This is a genomic window from Pseudomonas sp. A014, from assembly GCF_052378495.1.
Classification (GTDB): Bacteria; Pseudomonadota; Gammaproteobacteria; order Pseudomonadales; family Pseudomonadaceae; genus Aquipseudomonas; species Aquipseudomonas machongensis.
In genome coordinates this window covers 2,275,589-2,290,065 of the sequence record NZ_CP199001.1, presented here as the reverse complement: position 1 = coordinate 2,290,065, position 14,477 = coordinate 2,275,589, and the positions used below count along the sequence as shown (strand labels likewise).

At 63.4% G+C, this 14,477-nt stretch carries 16 protein-coding genes and 1 pseudogene; 7 read left to right on the top strand and 10 right to left on the bottom strand.

The genetic code is table 11. The features are described 5' to 3' along the window. Nucleotides 1-604: 604 nt before the first annotated feature. The 3 genes and pseudogenes from ACTYOL_RS10615 to ACTYOL_RS10605 form a co-directional block, all read right to left on the bottom strand. Nucleotides 605-823, bottom strand: a pseudogene (locus ACTYOL_RS10615) (helix-turn-helix domain-containing protein); the annotation flags it as partial. Between the two features lie 153 nt (nucleotides 824-976). Next, on the bottom strand, nucleotides 977-1,300 hold the full coding sequence (locus tag ACTYOL_RS10610; RefSeq protein WP_444757892.1) for a hypothetical protein: 324 nt from the start codon (nucleotides 1,298-1,300) through the stop codon (nucleotides 977-979). Nucleotides 1,301-1,548: 248 nt separating this feature from the next. Further along, on the bottom strand, nucleotides 1,549-2,463 hold the full coding sequence (locus tag ACTYOL_RS10605) for an AraC family transcriptional regulator (protein WP_200603502.1): 915 nt from the start codon (nucleotides 2,461-2,463) through the stop codon (nucleotides 1,549-1,551). Nucleotides 2,464-2,796: 333 nt separating this feature from the next. Here ACTYOL_RS10605 and ACTYOL_RS10600 point away from each other — a divergent pair, with 333 nt between their 5' ends. Then, entirely contained in the window at nucleotides 2,797-3,531 is a 735-nt protein-coding gene (locus tag ACTYOL_RS10600; RefSeq protein WP_065864266.1) for an SDR family oxidoreductase, read from the top strand. Nucleotides 3,532-3,630: 99 nt separating this feature from the next. Here ACTYOL_RS10600 and ACTYOL_RS10595 read toward each other — a convergent pair whose 3' ends face one another. The 3 genes from ACTYOL_RS10595 to nikR all read right to left on the bottom strand — a co-directional run bounded on the left by ACTYOL_RS10595 (nucleotide 3,631) and on the right by nikR (nucleotide 5,314). After that, nucleotides 3,631-4,182, bottom strand: coding sequence for an AAA family ATPase (locus tag ACTYOL_RS10595; RefSeq protein ID WP_444757891.1), 552 nt, complete (start codon nucleotides 4,180-4,182; stop codon nucleotides 3,631-3,633). Between the two features lie 64 nt (nucleotides 4,183-4,246). Continuing rightward, nucleotides 4,247-4,798: a GNAT family N-acetyltransferase gene (locus ACTYOL_RS10590; protein WP_416766636.1), complete on the bottom strand. Its 552-nt coding sequence runs from the start codon at nucleotides 4,796-4,798 to the stop codon at nucleotides 4,247-4,249. Nucleotides 4,799-4,894: 96 nt separating this feature from the next. Beyond that, nucleotides 4,895-5,314, bottom strand: a complete 420-nt coding sequence (nikR, locus tag ACTYOL_RS10585; protein ID WP_063544420.1) for a nickel-responsive transcriptional regulator NikR — start codon at nucleotides 5,312-5,314, stop codon at nucleotides 4,895-4,897. Between the two features lie 142 nt (nucleotides 5,315-5,456). Here nikR and nikA point away from each other — a divergent pair, with 142 nt between their 5' ends. The 6 genes from nikA (at nucleotide 5,457) to ACTYOL_RS10555 (ending at nucleotide 11,692) form a co-directional block, all read left to right on the top strand. Beyond that, nucleotides 5,457-6,974 carry a nickel ABC transporter substrate-binding protein gene (gene nikA, locus ACTYOL_RS10580; RefSeq protein WP_444757890.1) on the top strand — a complete coding sequence of 506 codons (1,518 nt, stop codon included), beginning with the start codon at nucleotides 5,457-5,459 and terminating at the stop codon, nucleotides 6,972-6,974. Nucleotide 6,975: 1 nt separating this feature from the next. Then, nucleotides 6,976-7,917 carry a nickel ABC transporter permease subunit NikB gene (nikB, locus tag ACTYOL_RS10575; protein ID WP_151923952.1) on the top strand — a complete coding sequence of 314 codons (942 nt, stop codon included), beginning with the start codon at nucleotides 6,976-6,978 and terminating at the stop codon, nucleotides 7,915-7,917. Next, a complete protein-coding gene (gene nikC, locus ACTYOL_RS10570; RefSeq protein WP_197891511.1) occupies nucleotides 7,914-8,759 on the top strand; it encodes a nickel ABC transporter permease subunit NikC in 846 nt (281 codons plus the stop codon). The genes nikB and nikC overlap by 4 nt, the downstream gene beginning before the upstream one ends. Beyond that, nucleotides 8,760-9,530, top strand: coding sequence for a nickel import ATP-binding protein NikD (gene nikD / locus ACTYOL_RS10565; RefSeq protein ID WP_444757889.1), 771 nt, complete (start codon nucleotides 8,760-8,762; stop codon nucleotides 9,528-9,530). Then, on the top strand, nucleotides 9,527-10,351 hold the full coding sequence (gene nikE / locus ACTYOL_RS10560) for a nickel import ATP-binding protein NikE (protein ID WP_444757888.1): 825 nt from the start codon (nucleotides 9,527-9,529) through the stop codon (nucleotides 10,349-10,351). The genes nikD and nikE overlap by 4 nt, the downstream gene beginning before the upstream one ends. Before the next feature lie 114 nt (nucleotides 10,352-10,465). Beyond that, nucleotides 10,466-11,692, top strand: a complete 1,227-nt coding sequence (locus ACTYOL_RS10555) for an MFS transporter (RefSeq protein ID WP_063544401.1) — start codon at nucleotides 10,466-10,468, stop codon at nucleotides 11,690-11,692. A 42-nt stretch (nucleotides 11,693-11,734) separates the two neighbouring features. On the opposite strand, the gene ACTYOL_RS10550 is transcribed toward ACTYOL_RS10555, so the two are convergent. From ACTYOL_RS10550 to ACTYOL_RS10535, 4 genes are all read right to left on the bottom strand, one after another. Then, a complete protein-coding gene (locus tag ACTYOL_RS10550) occupies nucleotides 11,735-12,787 on the bottom strand; it encodes a DUF1615 domain-containing protein (protein WP_151923958.1) in 1,053 nt (350 codons plus the stop codon). A gap of 26 nt (nucleotides 12,788-12,813) precedes the next feature. Beyond that, nucleotides 12,814-13,365, bottom strand: a complete 552-nt coding sequence (locus ACTYOL_RS10545) for a hydrolase (RefSeq protein WP_054893213.1) — start codon at nucleotides 13,363-13,365, stop codon at nucleotides 12,814-12,816. A 61-nt stretch (nucleotides 13,366-13,426) separates the two neighbouring features. Then, on the bottom strand, nucleotides 13,427-14,146 hold the full coding sequence (locus ACTYOL_RS10540; RefSeq protein WP_153775006.1) for a thioesterase II family protein: 720 nt from the start codon (nucleotides 14,144-14,146) through the stop codon (nucleotides 13,427-13,429). Between the two features lie 3 nt (nucleotides 14,147-14,149). Then, nucleotides 14,150-14,371, bottom strand: coding sequence for an MbtH family protein (locus ACTYOL_RS10535; protein ID WP_054893211.1), 222 nt, complete (start codon nucleotides 14,369-14,371; stop codon nucleotides 14,150-14,152). Nucleotides 14,372-14,477 lie beyond the last annotated feature (106 nt).

The window sequence follows — 14,477 nt, the reverse complement described above, 5'->3', positions numbered from 1 at the left end:
GCTTCAAATGTTGTCGGAGCGGGGCTTTTAAGTGTTCACAGGCCCGATGATAATCGTGACCGGCTCTGAGAGATTACCGTCGTCTGAAACCGGATCAAACCACCCGCACTGCAGTTGATGAGCGCCATTAGGGCCCAAACTGGAATCTGGAACATGAAGAATAACCGGAGCAACCCAGTCCTCAGACACCGGAACCCGAAGCACTTCATTAACGTCAAGAAAAACCACAATATCATCACCAGGGAGTGCTCCCTTGATGGGTCTCACTTTTAACTGAAGACCGGAAGACCTGTCCGGCAAATAATACTGAACGTTCAAGGCCTCGGGCAGTGGAGGATCATAGGCTCTCATTGCAACCTCACCAAATAGGGAATTGAAAAGTTATAGCTCCCAGCCTCCAACCTGGCACTCAACGAACGCTGCACAGATAATCGAATCTTTGGAGAGTTAGCGTCCCCAAAGTAAAACCACCGAGTAGAGGTACAGACCAGAAACTGTACTTAGCTATATCACACGCTTTAACTCTTGCGCACCTGACAAAATTATCAGGTAACTTCCCACCAAGGCCTGCTCATCCAACATGCTTGTCTGAGCCAAGCACGCCCTATGTCTGGCGAACCAAGCCGATATCCCTGGACGGCGCACACCCAAACTGGCGGCTGTACTCGCGACTGAACTGCGACGGGCTTTCATAGCCGACCCGGTAACAGGCGCTCGACACATCCAGCCCCTCCCCCAACATCAGCCGCCGGGCCTCCTGCAGGCGCAATTGCTTCTGGTACTGCAACGGGCTCATGGCGGTGACGGCCTTGAAACGGTGGTGCTTGTGAAGGAGCAGTGGCGGGATTGTTTTGTGATTAGAGACCAGACCATTGCAGTGCCGAGTGCACTGCCTTATTAAAAGCCCGACTCAATATAAATTCGGGCAATTTTAAAACCATCACCTCCCCGCTTCAAATATTGTCGAGCGGGGTTCTCAAGTGCTCATAGGTCCGATGATGATCGTGACCGGGTCTGAGGGGTAACTATCTTCTGAAAACCGATCAGACACCGCATACTGCAGTTGATAAACACCATCAGGGGACAAACTAGAATCTGGAATATTAAAAATAAGCGGCACAACCCAGTCCGCAGGTACCGGCACCCGAAATATTAAACTCTGATCCAGATAAACCAAGATATCATCATGAACGCGTGCTTCACTGACGGGGTTCACTTTTAACTGAAGGCCGGAAGACCTGTCCGGCAAATAATACTGAACATTCCCTGCCTCGGGCGGTGGAAGGTTATTTTTTCTCATTGCAACCTCACAAAATAGGAAAAAAATTAAAACCCTTAGCTTCCAATCTGGCACTCAACGAACGCTGCACAGACAGTCGAAACTTTGGGAAGTTGGCGCCCCAAAGCATTCCTACGGAGTAGGTATATAGATCAGAAACTGCACCTAGCTATATCACACGCCTTAACGCTTGCGCACCTGACAAAATTATCAGGTAACTTCCCGCCGGGGCCTGCTCATCCAACATGCTTTTCTGGGCCAAGCACGCCCTACGTCCTGCGAACCAAGCCGATATCCCGAGACGGCGCACACCCAAACTGGCGGCTGTACTCGCGACTGAACTGCGACGGGCTTTCATAGCCGACCCGGTAACAGGCGCTCGACACATCCAGCCCCTCCCCCAACATCAGCCGCCGGGCCTCCTGCAGGCGCAATTGCTTCTGGTACTGCAACGGGCTCATGGCGGTGACGGCCTTGAAACGGTGGTGCAAGGTCGAGCTCCCCAGGTTCGCGATCCGCGCCAGCTCTTCGATGCGCAGCGGCTGGGTGTAGTGGTTGTTCAACCAATCGATGGCCTTGCTCACGCGCCGGGTCTGCGAGTCGCCCATGGCCAGCTCGTACAGCCGACGCCCATGCACGCCTCGCAGCAGGCGGTAGTGCAGTTCGCGCAGTGCCAATGGCGCGAGCATGCCGATATCCCGTGGCGACTCCAGCAACCGCACCAGGCGCAACATGGTTTCCAGCAGCGACACATCGATCTGCTCGAGAAAAAGCCCGCGCTCGGGCTCATCCGGTACGCCCGCAGGCGGCGCATCGGCGATCACCTGGGCAAGCTCGGTCGGCTCGAAGTCCAGGCGAATGCACAGGTAAGGCGCCTGCGCGCTGGCCGTCAGCACCCGACCAGACACCGGTAGCGTCACCGATACCACCAGGTAGTTGAGGGGGTCGTACAGATAACGGTCCTCGCCCAGGCCCACCTCTTTCTGCCCCTGCACGATCAGGCACAGCGCCGGTTTGTGCACGGTATGGATGATGTCTGACGGCGCATCCATTCGAATCACGTGCAGCGGCGCGATGGCGGTTTCGTAAACGCCCGGAGCGGTAAAGCGCTCGGTCAGCGAGCGGACGAGTTCACCACGGTACAAGGCAGTGGTTTGAAGGAGAAAAGCATCGTTATGCGCCATTCAAGGGCTCTCGCATGTTGGAATTCGGCGTTGTATCACGGTCTTGGTGTGACGGCAGACCATGGGGCTACCTGGCGGCGTCGTCAGGGCCAGGCACCCATTGTCACCCGCGAAAAACACCTGCGTTAGGTCGAAACTGCCGTCGAGTTGCCTGATCCTTCCGTTCCGGCGCGCAGCACGGGGCTGTGCGGATCACCGACACGAATAGGCAAAGGTCGCGCAGGTTTCGGCACGCACCGAACCGCCTCACAACCTTAGTCTTTTCTCCGTACCCAGCAGGAACGTCTGCTCTCCCTGCAGACGCCTGAACCTTCATGTACAGGAGATACGCACATGTCCAACATCAACGACAAAGTCGTGCTGATCACCGGCGCCAGCAGCGGCATCGGTGAAGCCGCCGCCAGGCTGATCGCTGCCAAGGGCGCTCACGTGGTACTCGGCGCCCGCCGTATGGATCGCCTGCAACAGCTGGTGAGTGAAATCCGTGCCGAAGGCGGCTCGGCAAGTGCCCGCGCACTGGACGTGACCGACCTCGACTCCATGCACGCCTTCGTCGAATTTGCCAAAGCGCAGCATGGCAAGGTCGATGTGATCATCAACAATGCCGGGGTAATGCCGCTGTCGCCACTGAGTTCGCTGAAAGTCGAGGAATGGAACCGGATGCTCGACGTCAACGTGCGCGGCGTGCTGCACGGCATCGCCGCGGTGCTCCCGGGCATGGAAGCGCAAGGGCATGGTCAGGTCATCAACATCTCGTCGATCGGCGGGCTTTCGGTCTCCCCCACCGCCGCTGTGTATTGCGCGACCAAGTACGCCGTCCGGGCGATCTCTGATGGCCTTCGCCAGGAAACCGACAAGATCAGGGTGACGGTGGTGTGCCCTGGGGTGGTGGAATCGGAGCTGGCCGACACCATCACCGACGACACTGCCCGCGAGGCCATGAGGACGTTCCGGCGCGTGGCGCTGGAGGCCGATGCGATTGCACGGGCGCTGGTCTATGCCATCGAGCAGCCGGATGATGTGGATGTCAGTGAGCTCGTGGTGCGGCCGACTGCCAGTCCTTATTGAGGACGCCTGAGCGAAGGGGTGTGGGTCGATGGGGTGGATGCAGAAAGCTGTTCATGAGGCGTCCGCCGCCGACTGTTACAGGCTATCGAGCTGATCTTCTCAGCGCTGCTGACTACACCGCTCAACCCGCCCCCTTCGCGGCTCCATGCTTGCGAGAAAAGCCCTGGTATCCCGGTTGGAGCGCAAGCACACCACCCGGCAACCCGCGGGTGCGCTTGCCGCAAGTTGCTCCATCTTCATTCGCGCCGAGCGTTTGGTCTGCCACATGAACGTGAAGAACGCCGGCAAGTTGGCCAGCCGCTCCGGGCAGTCGTGCGGCAGGTCCGGCCGGGACTGCCCGTGATAACGCAGCGCTCTGCTCAGCACCCGCCAGAATCGCAGCGACACCGAACGATCGATCCAGATCAGAAGATCCGCACGAGCCAGTCGATTGCTCCAGGTGGTTGAATGGCCACCTTCGAATATCCAGCAATCACGCGCCTCGACCTCATGGCACAACCGTGTCTTCTCGTCTCGGCTTCGCTCGACCCAGCCTGGCTGCCAGTGAATGGTGTCGATGTGCACGACCGGCAGCCCCGTGCATTCGCCTAGTTTGCGCGCCAAGGTACTCTTCCCGGAGCCGGGTTGGCCGACAATCATGATCCGTTGCATCGAAGCTCCTTTTCGCCATGCCTGTTGAATGGGGCGCGCGATTCTACGGAAATGTCCGGCAGCGTCAACCCAAGGAGCGGGCGAGCCAATCACGGCGTGTCATCTCCCATATCTCGACCTCAAGCGGCCCGGAGACGAAATGCCCGTCGCGCCTGTCCACTAGGCGCATGCCTTCATGCTCCGACACTTTTCGAGAGGCGTGATTGGCAACGGCCTTGGGTACCTGCATGACGGGGCGAGACAATGTCTCGAACCAATAGGCGTTGACCACCCGGCAGGCTTCGCGCATGTAGCCCTGCCCCCACCACTGCGGCGCAAGCCAGAAACCCCGGTTGTTCCCGGGTTCGTCGTACAGGCTGATGCTGCCGATGATGGGTTGCTCTGCGCCGCGCAGGCGGATCATCCAGTGCCATTCACGGCCCGCCGCCATGGCCGGTAACGCCATGTCACGCACGTAGACCAACGCGCCGTCCTGCGGATAGGGCCAGGGCACACGGCGATCGAGATAACGGACCACCTCCCACTGGGGAAACAACTGCTGGATCGCTGGCGCGTCTTCCAGTTGAAGGGGGGTGAGCACAAGGCGTTCTGTATACAGCGTCGCGAGGCAATCCATGGCGTTCGTTCCTGAGTACCGTTATGCCGGGGCCTTGATGGTCCGGGATTGAACCGCCGGTGTCGAGCGCAGAAGGGATGAGTCAGCTCGACGCATTCATCGCGTCGTTGCAGGGGGCAGTGGCGCCGGTATCACTTGCACCTGTCCATGCTCCACCCCGCGCTCGACCATCAATTGACGCGACAACTCGCCGATACGCCCACTGGGGCCCTGAAGCACCGAAACCTCCAGGCAATGCCCCGCATCCAGGTGTACGTGCAGCGTCGAGCGGGTCAGGTCGTGGTGCGCGTGCAATGTCTGGTTGAGGCGCTTGGGAAGCTCACGCGTGGTGTGGTCATACAAGTAGCTGACCACCGCCACGCAGGGGTCATCTTCCGGCAAGGCTTCGGCTTCGCGCAGGCCGTTGCGCAGCAGGTCGCGGATGGCCTCCGATCGCCCTTGATAGCCCTGCGTTTCAACCCGTCGATCGATCAGACCGAGCAGCTCTTCATCCAGAGTGATGGTGATCCGTTGCATTTTCACTTCCAGTAAGATGATTTTTTATAGACATCATACCCACCGCTCTTTAGCCTACGGCCTCCATCGAAGTGGGGGACGCAGTGTGAAGCAGCAGCTTGGCAAACGAAAGCCTGCCCTGTGGGGCATTGTTCTTCTCGCGATGAGCGCCTTCGCGCAGGCCGCCACCCCCACGGCGCCGGGTCAGACACTGGCGTACTCCTGGCCGGTCAACGCCGGCCCCATTGACCCGCGCGGATATGCGCCGAATCAGATGTACGCCCAGGCCATGGTCTACGAACCGCTGGTGCGCTACACCCATGCTGGCACCGTCGAGCCGTGGCTGGCGACGGGCTGGAAAGTGTCCGAGGACGGCAAGACCTACACCTTCACCTTGCGCGACGGCGTGCGTTTCAGCGACGGTACGCCGTTCGATGCCGCGGCCGCCAAGGCCAACCTGGATGCGGTCCTGGCCAACAGCCAACGCCACCGCTGGATGGAGCTGGTCAGCACCCTCGACCATGTCGAGGCCCCCGATCACCTGACCTTGCGCCTGGTGCTCAAGCACCCTTACTACCCGACGCTGATGGAACTGGCCCAGGTCCGTCCGATGCGCTTCGGCGCCCCTGCAGCCAAGCCCGGCCAGCCAGTCGGGACCGGGCCCTGGATGCGGGTCGAGTCGCGCCTGGGCGAGTTCGACCGCTTCGTGCGCAACCCTTTCTACTGGGGGCCGCAACCGGCCTACGGCGAAGTCATGGTGAAGGTCATTCCCGACCCCAACAGCCGCGCTTTGGCCTTGCAGGCCGGTGAAATCGAGCTGATCCAGGGTGCCGCCGGCGAGATCAGCGCCGCCACCTTCGTGCGCCTGCGCGACCAAGGCTACGCCACTGCCCTGTCGGCGCCGTTGGCTACCCGCACGCTGGCCATGAACACCGGCCGTGGCGCCACTCGCGACCTGGCGGTGCGCCAGGCGATCAACGAGGCGGTGGACAAGCAGGCGATCATCGACAAGATCCTCTACGGCTTGGAACCACGGGCTGACACCCTGTTCGCCAGCAACATGCCGTACTCGGACATCGGCCTGAAACCTTATCCATACGACCCAGCGCAGGCCAAGCAGGCGCTGGAGTCCGCAGGCTGGACACTGGCTCCCGGTGCCAGCGTGCGCAGCAAGGGCGGTGAGCCGCTGTCGATCGAACTGGTGTTCCTCGGCACCAGTGCCTTGCAGAAAAGCCTGGCTGAAGTCCTGCAGGGCGAGTTGGCCAAGATCGGTATCCATATCGAGTTGCGGGCCGTTGAAGAAGGCGCCCTGGTGCGGCGCCAGCGCGAGGGGGACTTTGACATGATCTTCGCCGACACCTGGGGCGCCCCGTATGATCCGCATTCGTTCGTCAGCTCCATGCGCTATGCCGGCCACGCCGACTACATGGCCCAGCGTGGGCTGGCGATGAAGGATGAACTGGACCGGCGCATCGGCCAGGTGCTGGCCAGCACCGACGAGCGACAGCGCGCCGAGCAGTACCGCTTCATCCTGACCACCCTGCACGAGCAGGCGGTGTACTTGCCCATCTCCCATCTCACCGCCATCAGCGTGCACCGCGATTCGGTCGATCACGTCGAATTCGGCAGCACCTTGTTCGATGTGCCCTTCGAGGCCATGACCCCCAAGCAGGCCCAATGACATGCTGCGCTACATTCTGCTGCGCCTGGTATTGCTGGCCCCGGTGATGCTCGGTGTGTCGCTGCTGGTGTTCGTGTTGCTGCACCTGGGCAGCACGGACCCGGCCCTGGATTACCTGCGTCTGTCGCACATCCCTCCCACAGATGCGGCCATCGCCGAGGTGCGCCATGCCCTGGGCCTGGATCGCCCCTTGTACGAGCAGTACCTGAGCTGGCTGTGGAAGGCGTTGCACCTGGATTTCGGTGTTTCCTACCTGACCGGCCGACCGGTACTGGACGACCTGTTGTACTACCTGCCTGCGACCCTTCAACTGGGCGGCCTGGCGCTGGCCTGCACGTTGTTGCTGTCGATCCCGCTGGGGCTCATGGCCGCGCGCTGGCAGGGGCGCTGGCCCGACCATGCAGTTCGGGCGGTGACCTTCCTGGGCGTGTCGATGCCCAATTTCTGGCTGGCATTCCTGTTGATCGCACTGTTCTCGCTGTCGCTGGGCTGGCTGCCGCCGCTCGGTCGAGGAGGCGCCGGGCATTTGGTGATGCCAGTACTGGCCATTGCCCTGATGTCGATGTCGATCAATGCTCGCCTGCTGCGCGCCAGCCTGCTCGAAGCCAGCGGCCAGCGCCATGTCACCTACGCCCGCGCCCGGGGCCTGCCCGAACGCCGGGTGTGGCGCGACCACGTGCTGCGCAACGCCTGGCTGCCGTTCGTCACCGCCACTGGCATGCACGTGGGCGAACTGATCGGCGGAGCACTGGTGATCGAGACCATCTTCGCTTGGCCCGGCGTGGGGCGCTTTGCCGTCTCGGCGGTGCTCAACCGCGATTTTCCGGTGATGCAGTGCTTCACCCTGCTGCTGACCGGCCTGTTGATGGTCTGCAACCTGGTCGTGGACGTGTGCTACGCCTGGCTCGACCCACGCAGCCGGCTGGAGGGCGCACGCGCATGAGTACGCTCTGGGCAATTCGTCGGCCGGCCGTGTCCGGCCATGCGGGACTGGTCCTGGGCCTGGTGCTGGTTGGCCTGCTGGCGGTACTGGCCGTGTTCGGCCAGTGGCTGACCCCGCACGATCCCGATCTGGTCGACCTCGGCCAGCGCCTCATGCCACCCGATGCCAGCCACTGGCTGGGCACCGATCACCTGGGCCGCGACCTGCTGTCGCGCTTGATCGTCGGTACCCGCCTGTCGCTGGGCAGCGTGATGTTGACCCTGGCCCTGGTACTGGCGCTCGGGCTCGCCGTGGGAGGCCTCGCGGGCTTTGTCGGCGGACGCACCGACCTGCTGCTGATGCGCCTGTGCGACATGTTCATGACCTTTCCGACCCTGGTGCTGGCGTTCTTCTTCGTCACGCTGCTCGGTACCGGCCTGACCAACGTGATCATCGCCATCGCGTTGTCCCATTGGGCGTGGTATGCGCGCATGGTGCGCGGCATGGTGATTGCCCAGCGTGGTCGTGAATACGTGCTGGCCTCGCGCCTGGCCGGCGCTTCGCGCAGCACCCGCCTGCGCCAGCACGTGCTGCCGAACATCGCAGGCCCCCTGCTGGTACTGGCGACCATGGATATCGGCCACATGATGCTGCACGTCTCGGGCCTGTCGTTCCTCGGCCTGGGTGTGGCACCGCCTACGGCCGAGTGGGGCGTGATGATCAACGATGCCAAGGAATTCATCTGGACCCACCCGCACCTGCTGCTGTTGCCGGGGCTGATGATCTTCTTCTCGGTGATGGCCTTCAACCTGTTGGGCGACGCGTTGCGCGACCGCCTCGACCCGACCCGGGAGCACCACTAGATGATGCCATCGACCCTCGAAATCCAGGACCTGCGCATAGCGTCCCACGCAGGTTTGCTGGTGCATGGCGTCGACCTGCAGTTGCGCCGCGGCGAGGTCTGCGCACTGGTCGGGGCCAGTGGTTCGGGCAAATCCCTGAGCTGCCTGGGCATGCTCGACCTGTTGCCTGCCGGCCTTGTGCGTACCCAGGGCCAGCTGCTGCTCGACGGCCAACCGGTGAGCGCCGCCCAGGTGCGTGGCCGCCTGGCCGGCCTGGTGCTGCAGAACCCGCGCAGTGCCTTCAACCCGGTAAGCAGCATGGCCAGCCACGGGCTCGAAACCCTTCGCCAGCACGGTATCACCGGCGCCGCCGCTCGCGAGCGCATGGCCGACTGCCTGGCGGCCGTGGGCCTGACGGATCACGCCCGCGTGCTGCAAGCGTTCGCCTTCCAGCTCAGCGGCGGCATGCTGCAGCGCATGATGATCGCCTTGGCGCTGATGGCCGAAACTCCGTTTCTGCTGGCCGACGAGCCCACCAGCGATCTCGACGCGGTAAGCCAGGCACGCTTTCTCGACGTGCTGATGGAGCTGGTTGGACGGCATGGCCTCGGGGTGCTGCTGGTGACCCATGACATGGGGGTGGTGGCGCGCTGCGCCGATCAGGTAGCGGTGATGGATGCCGGCCGCATCGTCGAGCGCCAAGCCGTGCATGCACTGTTCGACCGCCCTGTCAGCGACACTGCTCGCACCTTGCTCGAAGCCCATCGAATCCTCTGCGGGAGCCAAGCATGAGCCTGCTGCATGTCCAGCAACTGAGTCATCGCTACCGCACCGGTGGCTTGCTGCGCAAACGCGGCTGGCTGCAGGTGCTCGACGGTATCGACCTGCAACTTCAAGCGGGCGAATCCATTGGTTTGCTGGGCTGCAGCGGCAGTGGAAAGAGCACCCTCGCCCGCCTGCTGCTCGGGCTGGAAACTCCGAGCCAGGGGCAGGTTACCTTCGCCGGGCAGGCGGTCGGCCAACTGCGCGGCGAACAGGCTCGGGCCTTCCAGCGGACCGTGCAGTTGGTGTTCCAGGACGCGCCGGGGGCATTCAATCCACAGCGCAGCATCGGCTGGAGCATTGCCGAGCCCCTGCGTCACCTGAGCAATCTGAGTGAGACAGCCCAACGCCTACGGGCCATCGAGCTGCTGGAGCAGATGGGCCTGCACGCCGAGCATGCCGAACGCTTGCCACAGCAACTGAGCGGCGGCCAGCTACAGCGGGCCAACATCGCCCGGGCGCTGGCAATCTCGCCAAAGCTGGTGGTGCTCGACGAGGCGCTTTCAAATCTGGATCGCGTGCTGCAACTGCAACTGCTGCAACGGCTCGACACACTGCGTCGCGACAACGGCACGGCCTTTCTGCTGATCAGCCATGACCTGAGCCTGGTGCGGTACTTCTGCCAGCGGGTTGTGGTGCTTGACGCAGGGCGCATCGTCGAGAATCGGGCTGTGGAGGGTGAACTGTCGTTCGAACATCCCGCAGGTCGCCAGTTGCAGGCCGCCGTACTGCCCGAGCGCCCGGCAAGGCGTGGTGCTCAGGTCAGCCGAGCGATCCATCGATCACACTGATGATTACTATCGAACGGCCTGCCTATAGGCCTTTCGGAACCGACTTCTATAATCGCCCTCCTATTTTCCCGCCTCCTGCGCCTGCTCCAGGCGACAACACTTGGAATCCGTACCATGCCAAGCGTCAATCAGGCCCCCGATGGCCTTCTTGAACACAACCAACAGAGCGTCAAACAGCAGTGGCTGGCGATTCTCTCGGTTGCCGTGGGCGCCTTCGCCCTGGTGACCAGTGAATTCCTTCCGGTAGGCGTTCTCAACGATGTGGCCAGCGACCTGGGCATCAGTGCCGGGCAAGCCGGCCTGATGGTCACCCTGCCCGGTATCATGGCCGCCCTCGCCGCTCCGCTGCTGTCGGTGGGCATCGGTGCCATGGACCGCCGCTACCTGCTGATCGGCCTGACGCTGATCATGATCATCGCCAACTCGGTGGTGGCCTATGCCAGCGACTTCAGCCTGCTGCTGTTCGGCCGCGTGCTGCTGGGTATCAGCATCGGTGGTTTCTGGGCCACGGCCATTGCCCTGAGCGGGCGCCTGGCGCCCAAGGGGGTGGGCGTGGCGCAGGCGACTTCGATCATCATGGTCGGGGTCACCCTGGCCACGGTGCTGGGCGTGCCGGTCGGCACCTGGCTCAGCGGCCTGATGGGCTGGCGCATGACCTTCCTGGTGACCGCCCTGCTGGGTGTGCCGGTGCTGCTCGCGCAGGTCTTCCTGCTGCCACGGCTCAATCCTGACAAGGCCATCCGCATCAGTGACCTGCCGGCGCTGTTCATCAATCCGCTGGCACGGGTCGGCCTGATCGCGGTCTTGCTGATTGGCCTGGCGCACTTTGCCGCGTACACCTATGTCGCACCGTTCTTCAAGCAAAGCTCGGGCTTCGACGGCGCAACCATCGGCTCGCTGTTGCTGCTCTACGGCGTCGCGGGCGTCATCGGCAACCTGTTCGCCGGCTTCGCCGCCAACCGCAGCGTGCGCTACACCCTGCTGCTGGTGGCCTTGCTGATCGGCATCAGCACCGCACTGTTCCCTTACTTCGCCACCGGCATGACCGGCGCGGTGATGCTGATCGCGCTGTGGGGCTTTGCCTTCGGTGCCTTCCCGGCCTGTGCCAGCATCTGGATGTTCGTGGTCGCGCCCAAGGATGTCGAACGCGGCATGCCGCTGTTCGTGGCCATGTTCCAGGTGATCATCGCACTGGGCTCGTTCTTTGGTGGGCGGATCGTCGACCAACTGGGCAGCTCGGTGCTGCTGAGCCTGGCCACGGCGCTGGTCGGTTGCGGATTCGTCACCGTGCTGGTACTGGGGCGTAACGTCAGCAACAGCCTGGCAGCTCAGCCTGCCTGAGCCTTGCAGGGGCTGCGTTGCGGCCCCTGCAGCTTGCGTCGGTCAACGCGTCATGCAGCGCTGGTAGCGCTCGTCCACCCTCCCCGCAAACCACGCCGTGGTCAACTTGCGGGTGATCTTCGGGCTCTTGAGCACGATCCCCGGCAGCACCGCACGTGGCAGTGGCTTGCCCGCCTTGGCGTCAGCGAGGGCAAATACGCCGCGGTACAAGGCGCTGTCCTCGAGCGCCAGGCTGTTCTCCAATTCCAGCTGGCTGCGAATCTGCGGATTGCGCAGCCCCAGCTTCACCCCAAGGCTGCGCGCCGCGCGCTCGGTCGTGCCTGGCAGGATCGCACCCGGTGCGATCAGGTCGCCGTCCAGGGCCAACTCTGCACCCGTCACGCTGTTCAGCGCCGCCTGGAATGCGGCGTTGCGGCTGGCGTACCAGCCTGCGTTGAAATCGGCGAAGCGGTACAGCGGCCGCTCATAATGGGCGGGATAGCCCAACAAGTGGGCGATGCCGAAGTACAGGCCGCCGCGACGGCTGAATACCTCCTGGCGAATCGTGCCCTGGCGCTGGTAGGGATAGTCCTTGGCATGGCGTTCGGCAAAGTCGATGCTGACCTGCATCGGCCCGCCGGTACGCACCGGGTTGAGCCCGCCGAGCAACTTGTCGCCCAGCGGCAAGCCGGCGATGAAATCATCGAACAGGGCGCTGAGCTGCTTCTCGCTGCGTACCGCCAGCAGGCGCTGCTGGTAGCTCTGGCCGTTCGCCGAAGGCGTCGCCAGGGCGCCATCGACCAGCAGCCTGGGGATGTGCAGACGCGCGGCGCGGCGGTCGATTTCCTCGCGGGCGATGCGGCCCAGGTTGGGCACCTGGGGGTCGGCGGTGAAGGTGGATTCCTGCTCGGTCACCGCCAGCACCGCGCACAGGTTGCTGCGGCTGGGCGCGATGCCCTGGGCGGTGAACGCGACCTGGATGTCCTCGGCCCAGCCCTGGCGGTCCTTGACCGAGGCAGGCAGCAGGCGCATGAGCTGGGCACGAACCTGGGCAGGGTCGACTTCGGGCGCCTCCTCGCGGCGCCCGGCACAGCCTTGCAGCAGGGCCAGCAGCATCAGCCCAGCGCCCAGCAGCCGCGGGTTCAGGATGGGTCACCGACGATGTAGGTCTTGCTGATATGGCGGAACAACGGGTGGCTGGCACTGCCCAGCAGTTCGAACAGCACCATCTCGCGGGTGACGATCTGCGCCCCGGCATCGCGCATGCGCGCAAGGCCTGCCGCCTTGTTTGCCGGGGTGCGGCTGTCGCAGACGTCCTCGACCACGAACACCTGCTTGCCCAGGCCCAGCAGGCCAAGCACTGTCTGCAGCACGCAGACGTGGGTTTCCATGCCACAGACGATCACCTGCTCGCGCGCCAGCAAGCTGGCGGGCAGGCATTCGGCGGCCACGCAGGAAAAGTGCAGCTTCTCGACGATCTCGGCCCCTGTAGCGGCGGCCTTGAGTTCGGCCAGGGTCGGGCCCAGGCCCTTGGGGTACTGCTCGGAGATCACCGTGGGCAGTTCGAGTTCGGCGGTGGCGGCCAGCAGCCCGCGGGCCCGCGCGCGGGTGCCCTCGGGGTCGCTCATGGCACCGATGAGGCGTTCCTGGATATCGACGACCAGCAGCGTGGCCTGGCGGGGATCGATCAGCATGGGGACAACCCTTGTCCTGTGGGAAAGCCCCCAGCCTCCCCCAGGCAAAGGCCTACGTCAATCATGCCGAAAGTCGATGAGGTTCCAGAGAGGCGGTCAGCAGGCTCAGCACCCGGTCTTCGTGTTCATGGATGAAGAAGTGCCCGCCGGGGAAGACCTCCAGCGAGAAATCGCCCAGGCTTTCGCGACGCCAGGCCAGCAGTTGCTCTTCGCTGGCGCGGTCGGCCTCGCCGCCCAAAACATGCAACGGGCAGTGCAACGGCGCGCGTTGGCGATAGTCGTAGCGGCCGCACATGAGGAAATCGGCGCGCAGAATCGGCAAGGTCAGGCCCATGAGCTCTTCGTTGGCCAGCACCTCCTCGGGGGTGCCCTGCAACTGGCGCAGCTCGTCGATCAGCTCGGCATCGGTCTTGGCTTCTCGCCAGCCCTTGCCGTCGTAGTCCTCACGTCGGGTCGGTGCCGCCGTGCCGCAGGCAAACAGTGCGACCGGCGCCTTGCAACCCAAGGCTTGCAGCTCGTGGGCCAGCTCGAAGGCGAGCAGCGCGCCCAGGCTGTGCCCGAGCAGTGCATAGGGCGTGCTCGCCGCCAGGCGTTGCTCGCTGGCCAGTTGCCGGGCCAGTGCCTGCATGTCGGTTTGCAGCGGCTCGCCCAGGCGCGCGCCGCGCCCGGGCAACTCCACCGGGCGCACCTGCAACCAGGCCGGCAGCTTGCGCCGCCAGCGGCTGTAGACCATGGCACTGGCGCCCGAGTACGGCAGGCATAGCAGGTTGAGTGCAGTCACGCCTTACTGCACCGCAGCTTCGGCCATCTTCTGGCGCAGGCTCAGGGGGCGCATGTCGGTCCACACTTCATCGATGTAGGCCAGGCAGTCTTTCTTCAGGCCACTCTTGCCTGCGGCGCGCCAGCCGTTGGGGATCGCCTTGTAGTCGGGCCAGATCGAGTACTGTTCCTCGTGATTGATCACAACCTGGAACACGATGTCGTCGCGGTCGAAAACGGAAGTCATTGCCTGTCTCCTTGGGGTGATGATGGCCCGGTCCGCCTGGACGCAGGGCAGCTCTCAGGAAAACGAAGGGAGTCGGGGGAAAATTACGCTTTTTTCACGGATCGAC

Excerpts from the sequence above, each read along its gene's own strand:
- nikB (WP_151923952.1), top strand. The coding sequence starts at position 6,976 with ATGCTGCGCTACATTCTGCTGCGCCTGGTATTGCTGGCCCCGGTGATG.
- ACTYOL_RS10595 (WP_444757891.1), bottom strand. The coding sequence starts at position 4,182 with ATGCAACGGATCATGATTGTCGGCCAACCCGGCTCCGGGAAGAGTACC.
- ACTYOL_RS10600 (WP_065864266.1), top strand. The coding sequence starts at position 2,797 with ATGTCCAACATCAACGACAAAGTCGTGCTGATCACCGGCGCCAGCAGC.
- ACTYOL_RS10605 (WP_200603502.1), bottom strand. The coding sequence starts at position 2,463 with ATGGCGCATAACGATGCTTTTCTCCTTCAAACCACTGCCTTGTACCGT.
- nikA (WP_444757890.1), top strand. The coding sequence starts at position 5,457 with ATGAGCGCCTTCGCGCAGGCCGCCACCCCCACGGCGCCGGGTCAGACA.
- nikE (WP_444757888.1), top strand. The coding sequence starts at position 9,527 with ATGAGCCTGCTGCATGTCCAGCAACTGAGTCATCGCTACCGCACCGGT.
- ACTYOL_RS10555 (WP_063544401.1), top strand. The coding sequence starts at position 10,466 with ATGCCAAGCGTCAATCAGGCCCCCGATGGCCTTCTTGAACACAACCAA.
- ACTYOL_RS10590 (WP_416766636.1), bottom strand. The coding sequence starts at position 4,798 with ATGGATTGCCTCGCGACGCTGTATACAGAACGCCTTGTGCTCACCCCC.
- ACTYOL_RS10545 (WP_054893213.1), bottom strand. The coding sequence starts at position 13,365 with ATGCTGATCGATCCCCGCCAGGCCACGCTGCTGGTCGTCGATATCCAG.
- nikD (WP_444757889.1), top strand. The coding sequence starts at position 8,760 with ATGATGCCATCGACCCTCGAAATCCAGGACCTGCGCATAGCGTCCCAC.
- ACTYOL_RS10535 (WP_054893211.1), bottom strand. The coding sequence starts at position 14,371 with ATGACTTCCGTTTTCGACCGCGACGACATCGTGTTCCAGGTTGTGATC.
- ACTYOL_RS10610 (WP_444757892.1), bottom strand. The coding sequence starts at position 1,300 with ATGAGAAAAAATAACCTTCCACCGCCCGAGGCAGGGAATGTTCAGTAT.
- ACTYOL_RS10550 (WP_151923958.1), bottom strand. The coding sequence starts at position 12,787 with ATGCTGCTGGCCCTGCTGCAAGGCTGTGCCGGGCGCCGCGAGGAGGCG.
- nikR (WP_063544420.1), bottom strand. The coding sequence starts at position 5,314 with ATGCAACGGATCACCATCACTCTGGATGAAGAGCTGCTCGGTCTGATC.
- nikC (WP_197891511.1), top strand. The coding sequence starts at position 7,914 with ATGAGTACGCTCTGGGCAATTCGTCGGCCGGCCGTGTCCGGCCATGCG.